This window comes from Luteolibacter rhizosphaerae, from assembly GCF_025950095.1.
GTDB classification, from domain to species: Bacteria; Verrucomicrobiota; Verrucomicrobiia; order Verrucomicrobiales; family Akkermansiaceae; genus Haloferula; species Haloferula rhizosphaerae.
This window is the reverse complement of the sequence record NZ_JAPDDR010000001.1, coordinates 435,915-456,124: the sequence shown is the minus strand read 5'-3', so window position 1 is coordinate 456,124 and position 20,210 is coordinate 435,915. Positions and strand designations below refer to the sequence as shown.

The following is a 20,210-nucleotide window of genomic DNA, read 5'->3' as shown; positions in this document are numbered from 1 at the left end:
CTGAACCGGATCAGGCGAAGACCTCCATGACCGGCTTGCCCTTGTCGGCAAACTGGAAGGGACGTCCGGAAGGCGACATGACCGTGAGGTCGTGCGGCACACCGAGCGCATAAGCGATCGTCGCATTGAAGTCCTGCGGGGTCACCGGCTTGTCCTTCACACGGTCACCGCTTGCGTCGGTCTCGCCATACTTGAAGCCGCCCTTCACGCCACCGCCTGCAAGCAAGCAGGTGAACGCTGCGGGGTGGTGGTCGCGACCATCGTTGTGCTCGGTCTTGATCTCCGGCGTGCGGCCGAATTCCGTGGCCACGACGACCAGCGTATCCTTCAGCATGCCACGCTTCTCAAGGTCGGTGAGCAAACCGGCATAGGCTTGATCGAGCTCCTTGCAACGGCCTTCCACGGCGGCAAAGTTGTCGTAGTGGGTATCCCAGCCACCGAGCTGCACTTCCACGAAGCGCACACCGTGCTCCACCAAGCGGCGGGCCAGCATGCAGCCTTGGGCGAAGCGACCGTTGCCGTAGAGCTGGCGGGTCGCGGCTTGCTCGTCCTTGATGTTGAAAGCCTTCAGATCCTTGCTGTTCATCAGCTTGATGGCTTCCAGATACAGCTCCTCGTAAGCCTTCACGTCGGCATTGTCATAGCGGCCGTGGAATTGCTTGTTGAGGCGGTCCGCGAGGGAGAGACGACGGTCGAAGTCCTCTTGGGAAACACCGCCCGGCTTGCGCGAGTCCTGCAGACCGTCGTTCGGGCTGCCGATCGGGGCTGCCGCATACTTGGCGCCGAAGAAACCGCCGCCGGAGTATTCCTGCGAGGAGTCGATCGCCACGTAGCCCGGGATCTCCGGATTGTGGCGGCCACCCAGCTTCATCACCCAGGCGCCCAGCGAGGGATGCTTCACCGTGCCACGCATGTCATAGCTGGTGTGCATGATGTAGGTGCCCTGCTCGTGAGCGCCCTGGCGCGAGGTCATCGAGTTGACCACGCAGACCTTGTCCATCACGTCCGCGGTCTTGGGCAACCACTTGCCGACCATGATGTCGGTCGCCTTGGTCGCGATCGCTTCCGTGGGTCCCATCACGTCCTTCTTCTTCTTCGGGTCGAAGGTGTCGAGGTGGCTCATGCCGCCCGACATGTAGAGGTAGATCACGTTCTTCGCCTTCGGCGTGCCCGGAGTGGTAGGCGCGGCACTCGCCACGCTGGAGCCCAGCATGGGCAGCAGGTTCACGCCGAGATACATCTTCGCGGCGTTCGAGATGAACCGACGGCGGGTCAGCTCGTCGTAGCGGTTGAAATCCGATGAATTCATGATTGCGGAGGGGTTCTGGGTTTATTGCAGGAACAGGAACTCGGAAGACATCACGAGCGCGGAAACGATATTGCGGAGGCCATTGTCCTTCGACTTGACCATTTCTTCTTTCATCCAGCCCATCTCTTCGGTGCTGGGCGGACGATTCAGGATGGTGACGTAGAGGCGGCGGATCTTCTCCTCATCCGTGGTCGCACCTTCGAGGCTCTTGTAGAGCGCCGCACCGGTGTTGTTCACGAGTTGGGTCTGAACGTAGCCGTTCATGAGCGAGAGCACCTGGCCCACGTTCGGCTCGCGGCTTGAACCGTCGACCACCACGCGGTCCGATTGACCGAAGAGGTAGAGCAGGTGCTCGCGCGGTGCCGGGCTCGGAAGCTCCGAGGCACGCACGGCCGAATCCTTGCCATAGCGGTTGATCTTCGCGTTCATCGACATCATGCCGTCGCTGGAGCTCGCGCTCGCGCCGCCACCGGACTTCACCTCGGACAGGAGCTTGTTGAAGTAGTCGCGCACGCCCTGCTCGGAATCCAGAGCCAGCACCTCCTTGGAGACCTGAACCATGGTTTTCTTCCCGACGAGAACCGGCTTTCCGTTCACGTAGATCCGGTCATCCAGCGAGCGCCGCGGAATCTTGTCCGGATCACCGGCAGCCAGCGTGATCAGCGAATCCCAAAGCTGCTCGGCCGAAAGGCGCGTCAACTGGCGACCGTGGAAGTCATCTCCCCCCGGCACCTTGGAAGGCTGCGGGTTCGGCACGAACTGGAAGGTCTTCGTATTCAGCAGCACCTTCTGGAAAGCGCGCAGATCGTAATCCAGCTCGACCATCAGCTCGACCAGCGTGCGCATCAGCTCGGGATGATGGAGCGCCTTGGTCTCCTTGTATTCATCCACGGGCTCATACACACCGCGGCCCATCACGCGCTTCCACATCCGGTTCGCGGCTACGGAAGCATATTGCTCGCCGGTCTTCGTGGTCACCCACTCGGCCAGCTGCTTGCGACCATCCGCCTTCTCCTGCTTGTCGGAAATGCGCACCGTCTTGCCGAAGGGAGTCTTGGCTCCGATCATCTCGCCCGGCTCGCCATCGCGATACTGATAGTCGGAAGGCAGCTCGATCTTGCCCGCGCCACCGCCAGCCAAGCTCAGGCCGTAAACGCCGTCCCACATCACCTGCGCGACCTCGTAGTCCACGGTGTTGCGGCGCTCGGCCTCGCCCACCTCGTCCCACAGCTTGCGCATGTGGTTCTGGCGGACCGAGCCCTGGCCTTCCGTGAAGGCGGCCAACTCATAAAACTCATGTCGCTCGGTGGAGCCGAAGGGATCATCGTGGCACTGCGCACACTCCATCCGCGAACCGAGGAACACCCGCATCGAGTTCGCCAGGTTATCGAGCGGCATGCCACGGTCGCGGGTGTAATAGCCCACCGCCGCAGTCTGCGGATCCCAGCCATCGCCCGCAGAGGCCAACAGCGAGTTGGTGAAATCATCCCACGGCATGTTGTTCTCCATCGCCGTGCGCACCCAGTTCCGGTAGGGCTCGAAATTCCCTTGGAAACCCGGCCGGCCATCGGTCACCCGCAGCAAGTCGAAGACCCAGTTGGTCATGTTGCTCGAGTAACCCTTCGACTGCATCAAGTAGTCGATCACCTGCACCCGCTTCGCCGGATCATCAATCTCGAGGAATGCACGGGCCTCTTCGCCCGTCGGGATCCGGCCGATCGCCACAAGGAACACGCGACGCAGGAAGGTCGCGTCATCCGTGACCTGCGGCACCTCCAGCTTTTGCTTTTTATACCAAGAGGCGATGTGGACATCAATGTCCCGGGCAGCCTTCGCGATGAAGGCGGGATCATCCGCCTTCGCGAGCTTTTCTGCCGCGAAGCCGGAGGACATTCCTGCAACCATGCAGGCGGCTACGATGCAAGTGGGTGGTTTCATGGGTTTGGGGTACTGAGAAGACTAGGCGCTGGGGTACGCAGAGTCAAACCACCAAGGGTGGATGACACTTCATCCGGGCCTACGCTGAGCTTGAACCCTGTCTTACAACATTTGTTTCGCATTCCAAGCAAAGTTCACTGGCCGAACATTTTCCACCGGACACATTTCGTCCGGAACCTCAATTTCAGACCCGAAAGCTGCCGCCTTCGACTGGCTTGGAACCCGCTTCCCCCGGTGTTCCCGCCGCCACGTGATCGCGTAGATACGGGAAAGTTGTTCTTTCCCGCTAAATTTCCCTATGGTTTGGCACCGGCACCACGGACTCCCCCCTCCGATGACCCCTCCCGTCGCCCCCTTGGACCTACCAGCCATCCCGCTCGGCTCCGCGCTGACCGGCGTACTGGACCATCGGGCGCTTCACCAGGCCGACGAGCTCGCCTACCGTTTCCTCCCCGATGCCGAGGAGCGTGAACTCACACTGACTTTCGCACAACTCGCTCGCGACGCCCGTGCCGCCGCTAACGGCCTCATCAAGCAAGGTGCTATCGGCAAGCCGGTCCTGCTGATGGAGCCACCGGGCTTGGGTTTCATCACCGGGCTCTTCGCCTGCTGGTATGCCGGTGCCATCGCCGTCCCCGCCTACCCGCCGCGCGGCAATCGCCACCGCCAGCGCCTCGATGCCATCCTCCGCGATTCCGGGGCCAAGCTCGCACTCGGCGAGATCCCTCGGAATCCGCTGCCCGACCTCCGCGTCCTTGATACCGCGGAGCTCGCCTTGGATCACAATCCGCTGGAGGGCCCGCCCCGCGAAAGCCACCAGCCCTGCCTGCTGCAATACACCTCCGGCTCCACCGCGGACCCGAAGGGGGTGATGATCCATCACCGCAACCTGCGCCACCATCTCACGCCGCTAGTCGCGAATATCGAGCCCCTCCACCTGAAGCACGGTCTGAGCTGGCTTCCCCCTTACCACGACATGGGGCTGGTGCTGAAGATCCTCTTCGCCATCGAGGTCGGCTTCTCCCTCACCTTCTTCACGCCGGATCACTTCATCCAGCGCCCGGTCCGCTGGCTCCGCGCCATCAGCCGCTACCGCGCCGAATTCAGCGGCGGCCCGAATTTCGCTTTCGAGATGTGCCTCCGCTCGATCCGCGATGAGGAGCTGGAAGGCATCGACCTCTCTTGCTGGAAAGCCGCCCCTTGCGGAGCCGAGCGCATCCAGGTGGAGACCCTCCAGCGCTTCACCAGCCGCTTCGCCCCCTACGGATTCCGGCCCGAGGTCTTCCTTCCCGGCTACGGTCTGGCAGAGGCCACCCTCACCGTCACCGCCTGTCGCACCGGGCAGCTCCAGCACATCTCGAATCACCCGACCGCGGGCCGCCATGTCTCCTGCGGGCCGGTGCTCGATGGACTCTCGCTCCGCATCGCCGATCCCGAGACAGGGGCCACCTTGCCCCCCGGCCAAATTGGTGAGATCCGCGTGAAGGGTGCCAGCGTCTCCCCGGGATACTGGAATCGCCCCGAGCTGAATGCCTCCACCTTCGGGCCGGATGGCGAGCTTCACACCGGCGACCGTGGCTATCTTGAGAACAACGAGCTTCATGTTGTCGGGCGGATCAAGGACCTCATCATCCTTGATGGCACGAACGTCGCCCCGGAAGACATCGAGTCCGCGCTCATCGCCTTTCCGGAAGTCACCGCCGCCGCGGCCGTGGCCGATGAATCCGCACTCGGGGAAAGCGTCGCCCTCGTCCTCGAGTGCTCGCGCCTCTCGCAGGAGAAGTCCGCTATCCTCTGCTCCGCCATCCGCCGCCGTGTTGCGGATCTGGTGGAGATCTCCATCCACCGCATCGTTCTCGTCCGCAGCGGCACCCTGCCCCGCACCACCAGCGGTAAGATCCGCCGCGGCGCCACGCGCGAGGCCCTCGCTGCCGGCAAGCTCGCCTTGATCTTCGACGAGAACGCCGCGTCCTCGATTCCTCGCCTCCCCACCGGCCCCATCCTCGAGTGCGTGCTGGATGCCGTTCGCGATGCCTCCGGCCGCGATGGTGCCCGCGCGGAAGACGATCTGATCGCCTTCGGCATGAGCTCGATCGAGGCGACCCGCCTCGGCGCATTGCTCCGCGCCGCCACCGGTGTCGAGCTCAGCCATGCCGAGCTCTTCTCCTCACCCTCTTTCGCCCACCTGGCGGCTGCGGTGGAGAGCAAGGCTACGGCAGCCTCGCCACCGCCGGAGATCCTACCTGGCTCCGGTCGGGATGCCGGGCTGCTTACCCATTCGCAGGAGCGCATGTGGTTCCTGCATGAGCTGGAGCCCCAGAGTGCCGCCTATCACGTCTTCGGAGCCTTGGAGATGTCAGGCCCGCTCGATCTCATGGCGCTGGAGCAAGCCTACCAGCGCGTCCTTCAGCATCACAGTATCCTGCGCAGCCGGCATCGCTCCGTGGATGGTCAGCCCGTCGTCTGGATCGATGACTCAACGCCACCTCCCATTGAGCATGCCAAGGCCTTCGGAAAGGAAGCCATGGACGGCAGCCTGAAAACCTTCGCGCTGCGTCCCTTCGATCTCGTTAACAGTCCGCCGATCCGCGCCTTGCTGGTCGAGTCCGGCAAGGATCGCCACGTCTTCGCCCTCTGCGCCCATCACATCGCCGCGGATGGTTGGTCGGTGCGCGTTCTCGTCCGGGATCTCGCCGCCTGTTACTCCGCCTACGCCCAGGGCAAGCAACCCACCCCGCCCCCGCACGGGCCCGACTACCTCGACTACGCGGCATGGCATCGCTCATGGATCGATGGCGGCGCGGCCAATGCCCGCATCGCCTACTGGAAGGAGCGACTCGCCGGTCACCCCGGGGTCATGGAGCTCGCCACCGATTTCCCGCGCCCGGCCAAGCCGTCCTCCACCGGCGGCGCCGTCGAGCGCACCGTCCCTGCCGCCCTCGTCCTGCGGATCGCGGAGCTGGCCAAGACCCGGCGCTCGACGCCCTTCATGATCCAGCTCGCGGCTTTCCTCCTGATGCTGCGCCGCCACGGTAGCGATGACGACCCGGTCGTCGCGGTGCCCGTGGCCAATCGCAACCACGCCGCAGCGGGTGATCTGGTCGGCACCTTGGTCAATACCCTGCCCTTCCGCATGCCGCTGGATCCGGAGGAAAGCTTCACCGCTCTGTTAGACCGCGTGCGGGAAGCCTCCTTCGACATGCAGGCGGGTCAGGATGCCCCCTTCGAGAGGATCATCGAGGCCGTCCGGCCGGAGCGCGCCCGCGACCGTTCGCCGCTCGCCCAGGTGATGTTCGATCACCAAGAGCTGCCCTTGAGCGAGACATGGCACGGCGGCCTGCGCTGCCGGCCTTTCCTCGCCCATCGCGGTGCGGTCCAGTTCGACCTCAGCCTGATGATGTTCGTGCTCTCGGATCGCCACCAGGCGGTGCTGGAGTATCGCAGCGATCTCTTCCGCCACGAGACCGCCGCGCTCATGCTCGATCGCTACCTCGCCACGCTGGAGGAAATCTGCCGCGATCCCGAGCGCAAGGTCGCCCACATCGATAGCCTCTCCGATCGGGACCGCCGCAAGCTGCTGCTCTCCGGCCAAGGCCCGCTCCGCCCCAGCTTCCCCACCAAGACGGCTCCCGCCTTGATCGCGGGCACCACCTCGCGGCTGCGCGAACGCGTCGCCATCCGTTGCGGGGATCAGTCGCTCACCTACACGGAGCTTGATCAAAAAGCCGCCGCCCTAGCCGGCAGCATGGCGGAGCGCGGCGTGAACCCGGGCGACCGGGTCGCCCTCCTGTTAGAGCGGAACCTGATGCTCCCCGTGGCATTGCTCGCCGTATGGAAGGCCGGTGCCGCCTACGTGCCCCTGGATGCCGCAAACCCTCCGGAACGTCTCGCCCTTGTCCTCGAGGATCAGGCACCGCTGCATGTGCTGGTCTCCGCCGGTCTCCGGGAGCGCCTGCCGGATGGCACCCACCACATGGTCTTCGACCCCGGTATGACCACCCAGAAGGCCACCACCCGCCGGATGCTGCCGCAGCCGCGGGATGCCGCCTACATCATCTACACTTCCGGCTCCACCGGGAAACCGAAGGGCGTGGTCGTCTCGCATGGTGCCCTCGCGAATTTCCTTCTCTCCATGGCGGAGCAGCCCGGCTTCAAGGAAGGCCAGTCCCTGCTCGCGATCACCACCGTTTCCTTCGACATCTCCGCATTGGAGATCTTCCTGCCCCTCGTCGCAGGAGGTACGGTGGATCTCGTACCGGGTAAGACCTCGCGCGATCCCGCCGCCCTCATCGCCCGCATCACGGAGACCAAGCCGGACGTGATGCAGGCCACTCCCGCCACGTGGAAGATGCTCATGGACGCGGGCTGGCAGGGTTCACCCGACCTCAAAATCCTCTGCGGTGGGGAAGCCATGGACCTCCCCCTGGCCAAGCGCTTGGTCAAGCTGGGTCGCGAGGCATGGAACCTGTACGGCCCCACCGAAACCACCGTCTGGTCCACCATCTGGAAGCTTCCCGAAAATCCGGACCGCATCAGCATCGGCCACCCGATAGCCAATACCGGCATCCATATCACTGCGGAGGACGGCACCCCTATGCCACCCGGCGTGCCCGGCGAACTTCTCATTTCCGGTGCCGGTCTGGCCGATGGCTATTGGCAGCGCCCCGAACTCACCGCGGAGCGTTTCATCTCGAAACCCAAAATCTCCGCTCTCGGCTCTCGGCTTTACCGCACCGGGGATCTCGCACGCTGGAATCCCGATGGCACCGTGGAGTGTCTCGGCCGCTCCGATGGCCAGGTGAAGATCCGCGGCTTCCGCGTCGAACTCGGCGAGATTGATTCCGCGCTGCTCTCCCACCTCGGCGTGGCGGAAGCGGCCGCGGTTCTCACCGTCCCGGACCAGAAGCTTGTCGCGTGGTTTCGCCCGATCTCCACCGCACTCGACTCCACGGAACTCGCCGCCCATCTCCGCGAGCGCCTGCCGGACTACATGGTTCCTTCGCGCCTGCTCGCGATCGATCGCATGCCGCTCACCTCCAGTGGTAAGATCGACCGCAAGGCCTTGGCCGCCCGCGAACTTCCGCAAGCCGCCACCGAACCACCCCGCGGCAAGGGCAGTCCCTTGGAGGACGAACTCGCCGATATCTGGGGCGATGTCCTCGACTGCCGCGGTGTCGGGCCGGATGACGACTTCTTCGCCATGGGCGGCCACTCGATTCTTGCGGCCCGGCTCGTCTCGGAAGCTTCCCGCCGTCTCGGCATCGTCGTCCCGCTCGATTGGCTCTTCGATCGCCCCACTCCGGCTGGCATGGCCGCACAGATCCGCGAGAATGCCGCGCCCGATCTCGTGCAACCGCGCGCTATCCGCCTCAGCCAGAGCCAGGGTGCTCGTCCGTTATTCTGGATCCACACGCTCGTCGATGGCGGCATGGGCCTCCTGCCATACCGCGAGACGGCACGTCTGTTAGATGGCGTCGCCACCTCCTACGGCATCGCCGAGGGCACCCGCACCTTCGGCTTCATCCGCGAGATGGCCCGCTGCCATGTCGACAAGATCCGCGCGGTGCAACCGGTCGGCCCTTATCGCATCGCCGGCTTCTGCTTCGGCGGCAATCTGGCCGCGGAGATCGCCGCGCAACTCGTCGGCGCGGACCATCAGGTCGAGCTGCTCGTCCTCCTTGAATCGACGCCTCCGAATCAGGATCCCGATGGCAGCCACTGGTTCCGCCCCTCGGTCTGGTGGCGCATCCTTTCCCGCCTGCCGTCCCGCCTCAAGAGCCTCCTTTCCCGCGATCGCGCCACGGCCTTGCGCCGCCTCCGCATGAAGCAGCGTGCCGCCGCCTCAGGCATGGATCGCATGATCAACAAGGACGGCGATAGCATCCCGGACATCCGCAGCATCCTCGATCTCGATCTGCTCGACGCGGCATCCCAAGCCCGCGCCACCCGCCACTGGGAAGCGCTTCACGTCCACGTCCCGCGCTTGCCTAAGGTCGGCCGCTTGGTTCTGGTAAAAGCTGCGGACGAAGGCTGGATCCCGCGTCATCCCACCCTCGGCTGGACCAGCACCCAACCCATCGAAGTTCACACCGTCCCCGGTCGTCACGAGGAGTTCCTCCGCCAGCACTCCGCCCAAGATGTCGCCAAGGTGATGAAGCAGATCCTCGCCCGGTAGAGCGCATGGGGAACAAGGAGGTCGCGGACTAGAAGGACGGCTTCATTCCGCCCTCAAGCCTCACCCGCCCCCACTTCCCATCTGCGCTTAGACCCACGCCGTCATCCAATCTCTATCCGTGTGAAGCCGTGTTCATCCGTGGTTCGATCCCTCTCCCCACGGATCACTCTCACTCCGCCTCAATCCTCCATCTCAAGAACCGGCTGCTCTCTCCTTTCGGAACACTCGCCCGGATCACGCCATCGAGAATCTCGATCTCCACCCCCTCATCCGACCAACTCGTCAGATCATCCGCCCACTCCGCGCCATAGCGGATACCTTCTTTCACCTCCGGCAAAGGCCGCGAGATCGTAAGCCATTCCTCACCCACCGCCAACGCATCCGGAGATGCTTGGGCCATCGTCGGATCCAATGAGAACGCATATTCGATCCCGTCCGCGATCCCGTCACGATCCGAGTCTCCATCGAAGCTCAAGCCGAGCCCCGCGTGATTTGATTCAGCCCACCCCTCGAAACCGGCCGGCAAGGCCGGTTCTGCCGACGAAGACGAGGGATTCACGATAAGAGCCGGTCCCCAGCCACCCATCGAGGCACCCGTCACCGGCCTCATCCGCAAGCGCAGCGTCATCCCGTCTGTCAGCGATTCACCCACGCTGGCAGCATTCAATCTCACCTTGACCGCGGATCCCGATACCACGCTCTCATGGGTCGAAACCAGCATGGCCGAATCCGTCACCCGGATGTCGTCGATCCAAACGCCGGAGGACTTCGCATTCCACTTCAGGTTCGCCCCCCCCGCCGCCTTCCTCACCGCAAAGCGGATCCGGATGCTCCGGTCCGCCCACGGCGCCAGCGACACCGCCTGGCGCAGCACCTTTTTCTCCGCCTTCTGCAAGCCCGGCAGCGCGAAGACCGAAGTCCAGGTCGCACCCTCGTCGGTCGAAACCTCCGCATGCAACGCGTTGGTTTTGCTCATCGCGCCGCGCCGCGTCCAGAACTCCAGCTCGCTGGTCGCTCCGGGCACGATCTGCCGCTCGATGGTGAAGCTGTCCACCTCGTCCGCCGCCGTGGACAGACCGAGGCGGAAGGCCAAGGCACCACCTTGGCGATAGCCCTTCAAATTACTATAAAGGCCGTAGCTTGGCGAGATGTCCGCCGTCACTTGCGGTGCGGGGCTGGTCTCCGCCCCCTCCGTCCAACTGGCCGCTGCCAGCCGGACCACTTCCAAGCGGTAGCTATCCGCGGAAGGATCGGAGATGAAATTGTAGTCCGCACCACTCAAGGGAGGCACGACCGGACCGCTGAGCTGCAGAGGACCCGACAGGGTTACCACCTTGGCAGGCCCCCACGGGAAAGCCTTGCCACCCAGCACCGCACGGGCGCGCAGCCACCACTCTTGTCCGGCCAGCAGCGGAACTCCCGCGGTGCTCGAGTTGAAGGCGAAGGAACTTATCCCCGCTCCCGCCAAAGTAACGGAATGCTCGAGCCACGTGCAGTTCGTGGTGGAGATATCGTCGATGAAGATACCCGTCGGCTGGCTCGGATAGTCCTCATGCGCATACAACGCGGAACTCGGATCCGCGAGGTAGTAGCGCAGGCGGACCCGCAGCAGACCTTCCGGAAGATTGATCGCAGCGGATTGGAAAAGCGAGTCACCTGCGCCACCGAGACCGGAGATCAGGTTGCCCGCCAGCGTCCAGTTTCGCCCGTCCGTGGAGGTTTCCACCGCCAGCTTCGAGGCCCCCGTCATCAGACCGCGGCGGTACTGGAAGTTCAGCTTGCCGGACACACCCGGGATCATGTCGCGATCCAGTTCGATGATCTGCTCCGGCACTCCGTTGAGGAAGGGATCGTAGCGCGTAGGGAAAGTCAGCCGGAATGCCTTCGCTCCCGTCTTCACATAGCCCGCGGTGGTAGCTCGCAGCGGGTAACTCCCGCTCGTGCGATCGATGATCTTCGCGGCCGGGCTGTCTTCCGCACCCTCGGTCCAGTTGGCATTCTTCCGCAGTGCCAGTCCCGCCTGAATCTCGTCCGCGCCGCTTACCGCGCTCACGCTGTAGCTCGCTCCGGAAGTCATCGGGCTGGAAGCGCCGCTGATCACGGGACTCTGGTTCAGTCGCTCGGGATCGATCAGCGTCACCGTCCAGCTATGCTGCGCCGGCACACCGGCACCCTGGATGTTCGAGACGGTCACGTTCCACGAGATGTCGGATACCACCTCTTTCGTCGCCGCCCCGGCGGATACCTGCCACACGATTCCGTTGTCGCCGTAGCCGCTGCGCCGCGACACGACCGAAACCGCCACCGGATTCGAAGCCGTGTCGGTCATGCTCACCGTCGCCGCGGAGAAGTCGGCCCCCGGATAGGTGAGCGACCAGAAAGGCGTGTTCAGCTTCGCGGGGAGGTAGCCCTTCGGCGGATAGCTGACGAATACCGGCGACACCGCCTCGAGCTCGCTCGACTTCGGCACGACATACATCGCGTTGGTCGGCGGTCGCACCGTATTGGCGCTGGCATTGAAAACCCCGGGCGTGTCTCCCGTCGCAAAATCCGTGGCTCCTTGGAGGAACAGCCAGCGCCGGTGGCCGGCATCCAGGTTCCATGCGGAGGTGCCCATCACATCCTCCTTCACATAGGCGTCCACCGCCCCGGGTCCGAAGAAGCCGAGCGAAAGGTTCCCGTTCTTGTTGGCATTCCATGCGGCGCTCGTCCACGCCGTGCAGGATTGCGCCGGGCTGTGGCTCAGTCCGCCATTGCCCGGATAGGTCCGCGCGATCATCAGCGCCGAGCGCTGGGAGGCTGCCATCTTCGTGGTGTTCGTGGCAGGCTGGTGGGCGTCTTCGCTGAGGACCCTCACCGTCCCACCGGTGTTCACGCGCACCGCGGCGGGAAGACCGCTCATCGCCCGGAAGTAATTCAGGCGCCGCTCGACATCTCCGCTAAAAGCTTCGGAGACCGTTCCTTCGGCACCGGCTGCGGTGGAAGCATAGTTCCCCGTCCACGCGATACGTTTGTGGTAGCCTTCCGATGCCATGTAGATGGCATGATAGAAGGACACCACTTCACTCCGGTCCGATGTATCCACGGCGAAGCCACGCGTCGGCGCGGGCGTCTGGGCAGCCAGCGTACATACGCTCAGGCAGGTGGAAATGAACGGGACCGGCCTGAAAAAACCAGACCGTAGGGACAGCACGGCGCGATTTTACTAAACAAATTCCGACAATCAAACGGTATTTTCTGTAAACACCCTACGCATATTCGTACCTCGCGGCAGAAATTGCAAAAAACGCCGCTGTCTCGGCTCGAAGGATAATATTTCCCAGACTGGCCGGGTGAAAACCGGACATGGTGACCGATTTTAACTCTTCCGCTGTAAAATCTCCCTCCGGCCCCACCAGTAAGACGATATCTCCCGGGTTCCCCGCCTCGCGGAAAATCTCCTTCAACGGCCTCGCACCCGGATAAAGGGAGGCCACCACCTTCAGCCCTTCGCTTCCTTGCCGCAGCCATTCATCGAAGGAGAGCGGCGGATGCACCACCGGCATCAGATCCTGTCCGCACTGCTTGCAGGCCTCCAATGCCACGCGCTGCCATTTGGCCGCCTTACGGCCCGCATCCTCATCATCCACCTGCACCACGGTCCGGCGGCTGATGATCGGCTGGATCGAAGTCACGCCGAGTTCGACCGCTTTCTGGACGATCAGGTCTATCGTCTTCCCTTTCGGGACCGCTTGCACCAGGTGAATCGCTGGCACCAATGGCGGCTTCGCGACCACCTCGCCCAACTTGAGCCGGACCTCGCTCTTGGCGACATCCATCACCTCGGCCGGAGCCGAGCGCCCCGCGCCGTCGAACACCGTGATCCGCTCGCCGCGGCGCACGCGCATCACCTGCGCCGCATGCTTTGCCTCGTCCCCCGTGAGGGCGGCGTGCTCTCCCCAGGCATCAGGGCTCAGGAAGAAACGCGCCATTCTCCGGGAGGATTAGAGGTCGAAGAAACGCCGGGCCTTCTGGAAGAAGGATTCCTGCATCGGTGAGTTGTGGTCGCCGATCGATTCGGCGAAGGAGCGCAGCTTGTCCTGCTGTTCACCGTTGAGCTTGGTCGGCACCTCCACCTGCACGCGCACGTGCAGATCGCCTTTCTTGTGGCTGGAGAGCGAGGGCACCCCGCGCTCGCGCAGGCGGAACAGCGTCCCGCCCTGCGTACCGGCCGGGATCTTGATCGAGGCCTTGCCATCCAGCGTCGGCACTTCCAGTTCGCCGCCGAGAGTGGCGGTGCTGAAGGGCATCGGCACTTCGCAGAAGAGGTCGTTGCCCTCGCGCTCGAAGACATCGTGCTCCTTCACGTGCAGGAACACGTAGAGATCGCCCGCCGCTCCGCCGCGGACCCCGGCGTCGCCGTTGCCGGTCGAGCGCAGGCGCGTGCCATCCTCCACCCCGGCCGGGATGCGGATCTTGATCCGGCTGGTCTTGTGCTTCCGGCCATCCCCGCCGCAAGCGCCGCAGGGATCGGTCACGGTTTCACCCGCACCGCGGCATTCCGGACAGGTCGTTTGCTGGATGAAAATCCCGGCCTGACGGGCCACCACGCCACGACCGCCGCAGCTTGAGCAGGGCTTGGTACCGCCGCCGCTCTTCGAGCCGCTGGAGTTACAAGTCGCGCAGGCACCGAAATGCTCGATCTCCAGTTCCTTCTCGGAACCGCGCGCCGCTTCTTCCAGCGAGATCTCCAGGTCATAGCGCAGGTCGCTCCCGCGCTGTTTGCCGGAACGCTGGCGACGACCGCCGCCGAAGAATTCCTCGAATCCGCCACCGAAGGCGCTGCCGAAGACCTGCGAGAACAGATCCATCGGGTCGTGGAAACCGCCGCCACCACCGCCGCCGCCGGCGAATGCCTGGTGGCCGTAGCGGTCATAGGCGGCCCGCTTGTCCGGGTCGCTCAAGGCCTCGTAGGCCTCGCCGAGTTCCTTGAACTTGTCCTCAGCCTCGTGGTCCCCCGGGTTCTTGTCCGGGTGGAACTTCACCGCCAGCTTGCGGTAGGACTTCTTGATCTCCTCCGCGCTGGCGTCACGCGCCACCCCGAGGATCTCGTAGTAATCTCGCTTGGAGGCCATGATCGGTCTTAGTTCTCATTGGCCTTCGCCACCACCACCGTAGCCGGGCGCAGCAGGCGGTCGCGCAGCATGAAGCCGCGGCGGTGCACCCGCAGGACCGTGCCACCCTCTACCCCGGCAGCCTCTTCCTGCGAGACCGCCTCATGGATGTTCGGGTCGAAGGGCTTGCCCTCCGCCGGAATCTCGGTGACCCCGTTGTTGGACAGGAAATCGTTCAGCTGCCGCCGGACCATATCCATACCTATGTAGATCATGGAAGACTTGTCCTGGGAGGCCGCCAGCATCCCCATCTCGAAATTGTCGATCACCGGCAGCAGGTCCTCCAGCAGGCCTTGGTTGGCGTACCGGATCGCATCCTCCCGCTCCCGCGCCGAACGCTTCCGGAAATTATCCAGATCCGCCGCCGTCCTGACCGCGAGCTCGCGCCACTTCATCACGTCCGCTTCCAACTCGGCATACGGATCACCGTCGCCAGCGTCGGTCACCGGGGCATCGGGGGAAGTCGGATTCACGGCGTCCGCGATCTCTTTATCGTCCTCGGGAGTCATGCGCGGCGTTCCTGCCACCGGGAAGGGTGGGAGTCAACCCCGCCTTGGGATCTCCAGATACCTCCGCCACTCTTCGGATTCCGCGATCCGCTTGATCCCCTCGTTCCGCCGGACCAGCAGGCGGCGCATGTAGGCTTCGAGAAACCGCCGCTCGAAGAGACGACCCAAGGGGCCGAAGGGTGCCTCGAATTCGAAGCGATCCATCATCATCGTGTTCTCCCCATCCTCTTCGAAGTGGTGCTCGTGCCGCATCATCCGGAAGGCCCCCTTCACCATCCGGTCTTCGAAAAACGACGGATACTCCAACCGGCTCATCGTCACCCGCAAGCGGCGGCGCCAGCCCAGATGCCAGGCACTCCAGGTTACCTCTTGGCCGAGCTCTAGCAGGCCGCTCCTCACTCCCGCCACGATCCGTTCGCCCGTGTGTGCGACCGTAGCTTGATGAAGATCCAGACTCCTCGAGAGATCGAAGACCCGCTCCCGCGGCGCGGCGATCCGGGTATAGAGCACGATAACCGCCATCCTCTCTCAACGCTTCTCCATCGCCACCAAGGTAATGTCGTCCGCCTGTTTTGCCTCGCCCACGAACTTGGCCAGCTCGCGTTCGATGCTGCGAATTGATGCCTCCGCCCCAAGCGAGGCGCTCTCCCGGAAGGCGTCGCGCAGTCGGTCCATGCCGAATTCCTCGCCCGCGGCGTTGGTTGCTTCCTTCACCCCGTCGGTATGGAAGAGCAAGCAATCCCCCGGGTTCATGTGAATCTTGTGCGCCTTGGTCACCCGTTCGAAAACATTCCCGCCATCGATCCCCAAGGCCAGTCCCGGCGGCTTGAGCAACATCACGGTTTTCTCGTCCGAGCGGTAGAGCAGCGCCGGATCATGACCCGCCCGTGCCAAGGTTATCTCACCGTTCTCACCCTCGATCACCGCGTAGTAGAGGCTGATGAACATGTCCTCCTTGATATCCGGGAAGATCTGCCGGTTCACCCGCCCGAGGGCCTCAGCCGGATCGGCATGGGCTCCGGCTAGCGAACGCAACACGCTGCGGCACATCGCCATGATCAGTCCCGCGGCCACGCCCTTCCCGGAAACATCGGCAATCACCACGCCGTGACGCCCCTCACCGAGGTCGAGATGATCGTAGTAGTCGCCGCTGATGATCCGCGCCGGCACGTTCGTGCCGCTCACCCGGTAGCCGGGGACCACCGGATCGCCCGGCGGCAGCAGCACCCGCTGCACTTCACGGGCATTCCGAAGCTCGCCCTCCATCTGCCGCTTCTCGCTGGCCTCGCGATGGACCAAGGCATTGCCGATCGCGAAAGCCGATTGCTCGGCCACGGTCCGGAAAACGGCGAAGTCATTCGCGGTGAAAGCCGGGTCATCCCAGTTCCGGGTCACGGCCAAAACACCAAGATCCTTACCACCATGGCGCAGCGGCGCCAGCATCACCGAGACGTTCGCGGTGTAGCGGACCTCGCGAACCGACTCGTGGGCTCTCAGGTTGGGAATATTCAGCGCCTCAGCGGCGGACAAGGCCGTGCCGAAGATCCCCTCGTCGGCAGGAACCTGGGCCAGGCGAAGATGACTATCCAGCGCGCGGGTGTCTTTCTCCGCTTTCTGCCGCACCTCCGCCGGAATGGTCACCAAAGCCGGACACTCCGCGGAGAGATAGCGAGGCTTCAGATGCTGCCGCGCCTCATCCAAAAGATAAAGCTGCCCACCCTTCGCCGCCACCACCTTGGTCACCCCGTCCACGATCAGCCGATAAAGCCCGGTCATCGTGGTATCGCTGCCGATGGCCGACCCGAGGTCATGGAGGAAAGCGAACATCCGCTCCTCCTCGCCTTCAAAGGCCCGCAGTTCCTCGGCCTTGCTGCGCAACTGCACCTTGAATTTGCGCGCGGCTACAATCAGTCCGATCAGGACAATGGCCAGCAGGACATAGGTGATGAGGTGCGGCATCGCAAGGCGCGGCCCCTCTAATCGGACTTTCTTTCGCCTTCTGCGACCTCTTTTTCGAGGATTCCGACAACTCCCGCGAACTTCTTCGCGTTTTCCGCATTCGCGGCGGACAGCACCTTGTGGGATTCCAGCACGTGCTTCGCCCGATCAAGCGTTCCGGGCGGGTGGCCGAGCTGATAGGGTTCCAGATTCGCCCGCACTTCGCTCGCGTGCCCTCTCCAGACCGCGGCGGGCGGATCGATTTCAAGCAAGCAATCCAAGCCCAGGTCTTCCAATGAGTTACGATTTCTCTCCCCGGCCCCGGCGATCTGCACCCCGCCGGACGCACCGAGCTTCGACAGGCGGGCTGAAAAACTGGCGAGCTGCCCCATGAAGGTCGAATCCATCCCGGTGCAGGCTTCGAGGTCGATCACCAGACATCGTTCGCCTTGGGCAATGCGCGCCTCCGCGCATTCCTTCATCACCGGGCTGGTCACGAAGGAACCTTTTCCTTCGCATCGGATCCAGGTGAACCCGTCAAAAACTCCTACCAATATAGCGTTTTCCAAGCTCACGTGAGAGGGACCGAACCTACTTGAGACTGCGTTACCTTAAATTCCGCCTAGGCTTCCGGTCAACCGCGCATCGTAGGTAAAACGAGCTTATTGCCACAAATAGGACTGACGGGAGGCCACTTCCCGGCCGTCGCGGATCAATTTGCAGCGCCAGGCCAAGACCCGCGCCGGATGGCCCTCGACCCGGTATTCCTTCCCGATGATGGCGAAATCCGCCTTGCCGGAGGTCTTCCCGGCCTCGATCGAGGAGACCATCTTCTTCACCCGGCTACCGCTGATCCCCTGCTGGTATTCGAAGACAATCTGGCCAGCACCGGTGGTGGAATCGTCGTTCCAAAGGACGGTGTAGTATTGTCCGAGCCGTTCCCCCTGCTCTTGAACGCCGATGGCACCATGCATGCGGCGCTGGTATTCACCCCGGATCATCGGGTCATCCCCTTCGTCCGTAGCGCCGATCTCGCGGATGTGCAGCGGCCGGACTTCCAAGACCTGCGGAGTGCCGCAGGACATGAGGACGAGGGCTGGTAGCGCGACCGCGAGGGGTTTCCAGAGCTTCATTGCCCCGCATTCAAGCAAGCCCCCCGCCCTTGCCAACCCGCAAATTGGTGCATCCGCGCTTCCTTCTTTCCCGCCGCATTAAAGAACCCTTAACTTCTCCCCCGTGGAACAGGCCATCCTCGACCGACTCGACTCCTTCATTCGCAAGAAAGGGCTGCGGCGCACCCCGCAGCGCGATGCGATCGTACGCACCGCCTTCGCCAGCGACGAACATTTCACCTCGGAAGAGCTCTTCGACCGTTCCCGCAAGGCCAATGCCGGGGTCTCCCGGGCAACCGTCTATCGCACCATCGCTCTCCTGGTGGAGGCCGGGCTGCTCCACGAAATCGACTTGGGCGGGGACCTGAAGACCTACGACCCGAACTTCGTCGACAAGCCGAGCCACAATCACCTCGTCTGCATCGATTGCGGCAAGGTGGTCGAATTCGCCGATTCACATCTGGAGCTTCTCAACGATTGCCTGACCCGTCGCATGGGCTTCCGCCCGGTGAAGCAATCGATCAAAATCGAAGCCTGTTGCGAGCAACTCCGCACCAAGGGGGTCTGCCCGAATCTGATCAAGGCCCGGGTGACGGGGAAACGCCTACCGGCAAGAAAGCGCGGCTGATCGCTCCCCTCCTTTTCCCTTGCTTGCCGCCCCGGCGTGGCCGCTACTTCCGCCGCCATGTGGAAAGGCCGCTTCGCTCAGGATACCTCCTCGCTCGTCCAGCAGTTCGGTGAATCGATCAGCTATGACTGGCGTCTCTATCCGCACGATATTGCGGGATCGATCGCGCATGCCCGGGCCCAGAAGAACGCGGGTCTGCTGACGGAAGAAGAATTCTCCCAAATCGAAACTGGCCTGCTTGTCATTAAGGAGGACATCGAAGCCGGACGTTTCGAGTTCAAGGCCTCGCTAGAGGACATCCACATGAATGTGGAAGCGGAGCTGACCAAGCGCATCGGTGCGGCCGGGGCCAAGCTCCACACCGCCCGTTCGCGGAATGACCAGGTCGCCACCGACACGCGTCTCTACTGCCGCACCGAGATCGAGGGCCTCATTGCCGATCTCTCGGGCCTGCAAGCCGCCCTGCTCGACCGCGCGGAGAAGTATGCCGCCACGGTTCTTCCCGGCTACACCCACCTCCAGCGCGGACAACCGGTCACGGTCGGTCACCATCTGCTGGCCTATGTCGAGATGCTGGACCGCGACAAAGGCCGCCTTGCCGATGCCCGCAAGCGCCTGAATGTCTCCCCGCTGGGCTCCGGTGCTCTCGCCGGATCGACCATCAATCTCGATCGCCGCGCCATCGCGGCCGAGCTCGGCTTCGATGGCGTGACCACGAACTCGATGGACGCCATCGCGGATCGCGACTACATCGCCGAGACGCTCTTCGCCACGGGTCTCTGCGGCGTCCACCTTTCCCGCCTGAGCGAAGACCTGATCCTCTGGTGTACCGCCGAGTTCGGTTTCGTCGCATTTTCGGATGCCCACACCACCGGCTCCTCGCTGATGCCGCAGAAGAAGAACCCGGATGTCTGCGAGCTTACCCGCGGCAAGACCGGTCGCCTCGTCGGCAATTTGATGAACCTTCTCGTCGCCGTGAAGGGACTCCCCCTCACCTACAATCGCGACCTGCAGGAAGACAAGCCGCCTCTCTTCGACTCGATCGACACGCTCAAGCTGATCCTCGCGGTGAACACCGAGATGATCGCCGCGATGGAGATCCGCGAAGAGCGCTGCCTGACCGCCGCCAGCGACCCGATGCTGCTCGCCACCGATCTCGCCGACTGGCTGGTCAAGCAAGGCGTGCCCTTCCGCCACGCCCACGAACTCGTCGGCAAGGCCGTGGCAGAGGCCGTGAAGACCGGTGTGCCCTTGGATCAACTCGACCTCGCGCAGATCGATCCCGTCTACACCGAAGACGCGAAATCCGTCTTCAACCTTCAGCGTGCCCTCGCCGCCCGCACCAATCCCGGCTCACCTTCCGTGGAAAACGTGAAAGCGGAGATCGCGCGCTGGAAGTAGAATCCTTCACGCCTTTTTCACTTCTTCGCCCTATCACCGCGAGATAT

The 20,210-nt window shown here is 63.6% G+C and carries 13 protein-coding genes; 3 read left to right on the top strand and 10 right to left on the bottom strand.

All coding sequences use genetic code 11. The features are described from left to right. Positions 1–10 precede the first annotated feature (10 nt). Both OJ996_RS01860 and OJ996_RS01855 read right to left on the bottom strand, forming a co-directional pair. Entirely contained in the window at positions 11–1,309 is a 1,299-nt protein-coding gene (locus OJ996_RS01860; RefSeq protein WP_264510578.1) for a DUF1501 domain-containing protein, read from the bottom strand. Between the two features lie 21 nt (positions 1,310–1,330). Continuing rightward, complete coding sequence (locus OJ996_RS01855) at positions 1,331–3,247, bottom strand: DUF1549 domain-containing protein (protein ID WP_264510576.1); 1,917 nt, start codon at positions 3,245–3,247, stop codon at positions 1,331–1,333. Between the two features lie 334 nt (positions 3,248–3,581). Between OJ996_RS01855 and OJ996_RS01850 the strand changes: the two genes are divergently transcribed. Continuing rightward, positions 3,582–9,422: a non-ribosomal peptide synthetase gene (locus tag OJ996_RS01850; RefSeq protein ID WP_264510574.1), complete on the top strand. Its 5,841-nt coding sequence runs from the start codon at positions 3,582–3,584 to the stop codon at positions 9,420–9,422. A gap of 169 nt (positions 9,423–9,591) precedes the next feature. On the opposite strand, the gene OJ996_RS01845 is transcribed toward OJ996_RS01850, so the two are convergent. From OJ996_RS01845 to OJ996_RS01810, 8 genes are all read right to left on the bottom strand, one after another. After that, positions 9,592–12,507: a hypothetical protein gene (locus tag OJ996_RS01845; RefSeq protein WP_264510572.1), complete on the bottom strand. Its 2,916-nt coding sequence runs from the start codon at positions 12,505–12,507 to the stop codon at positions 9,592–9,594. A gap of 163 nt (positions 12,508–12,670) precedes the next feature. Then, positions 12,671–13,393 (bottom strand): 16S rRNA (uracil(1498)-N(3))-methyltransferase, encoded by a 723-nt coding sequence (locus tag OJ996_RS01840; protein WP_264510570.1) that lies wholly within the window; start codon positions 13,391–13,393, stop codon positions 12,671–12,673. 12 nt (positions 13,394–13,405) lie between these two features. After that, positions 13,406–14,536 carry a molecular chaperone DnaJ gene (dnaJ, locus tag OJ996_RS01835; RefSeq protein WP_264510569.1) on the bottom strand — a complete coding sequence of 377 codons (1,131 nt, stop codon included), beginning with the start codon at positions 14,534–14,536 and terminating at the stop codon, positions 13,406–13,408. An 8-nt stretch (positions 14,537–14,544) separates the two neighbouring features. After that, complete coding sequence (gene grpE, locus OJ996_RS01830) at positions 14,545–15,084, bottom strand: nucleotide exchange factor GrpE (protein ID WP_264510567.1); 540 nt, start codon at positions 15,082–15,084, stop codon at positions 14,545–14,547. 33 nt (positions 15,085–15,117) lie between these two features. Beyond that, the gene (locus OJ996_RS01825; RefSeq protein ID WP_264510565.1) at positions 15,118–15,606 is read right to left on the bottom strand and encodes an SRPBCC family protein; all 489 of its coding nucleotides are present in this window, start codon (positions 15,604–15,606) and stop codon (positions 15,118–15,120) included. 6 nt (positions 15,607–15,612) lie between these two features. After that, positions 15,613–17,043 (bottom strand): PP2C family protein-serine/threonine phosphatase, encoded by a 1,431-nt coding sequence (locus OJ996_RS01820; protein ID WP_264510563.1) that lies wholly within the window; start codon positions 17,041–17,043, stop codon positions 15,613–15,615. A gap of 17 nt (positions 17,044–17,060) precedes the next feature. After that, positions 17,061–17,597, bottom strand: coding sequence for an STAS domain-containing protein (locus OJ996_RS01815; protein WP_264510561.1), 537 nt, complete (start codon positions 17,595–17,597; stop codon positions 17,061–17,063). 87 nt (positions 17,598–17,684) lie between these two features. Beyond that, the gene (locus OJ996_RS01810) at positions 17,685–18,155 is read right to left on the bottom strand and encodes a hypothetical protein (RefSeq protein ID WP_264510559.1); all 471 of its coding nucleotides are present in this window, start codon (positions 18,153–18,155) and stop codon (positions 17,685–17,687) included. A 103-nt stretch (positions 18,156–18,258) separates the two neighbouring features. On the opposite strand from OJ996_RS01810, the gene OJ996_RS01805 reads away from it, so the two are divergent. Both OJ996_RS01805 and argH read left to right on the top strand, forming a co-directional pair. Beyond that, positions 18,259–18,762, top strand: coding sequence for a Fur family transcriptional regulator (locus tag OJ996_RS01805; RefSeq protein ID WP_264510557.1), 504 nt, complete (start codon positions 18,259–18,261; stop codon positions 18,760–18,762). Positions 18,763–18,819: 57 nt separating this feature from the next. Beyond that, positions 18,820–20,163, top strand: coding sequence for an argininosuccinate lyase (gene argH / locus OJ996_RS01800; RefSeq protein ID WP_345783756.1), 1,344 nt, complete (start codon positions 18,820–18,822; stop codon positions 20,161–20,163). The last annotated feature ends 47 nt before the right edge of the window (positions 20,164–20,210 follow it).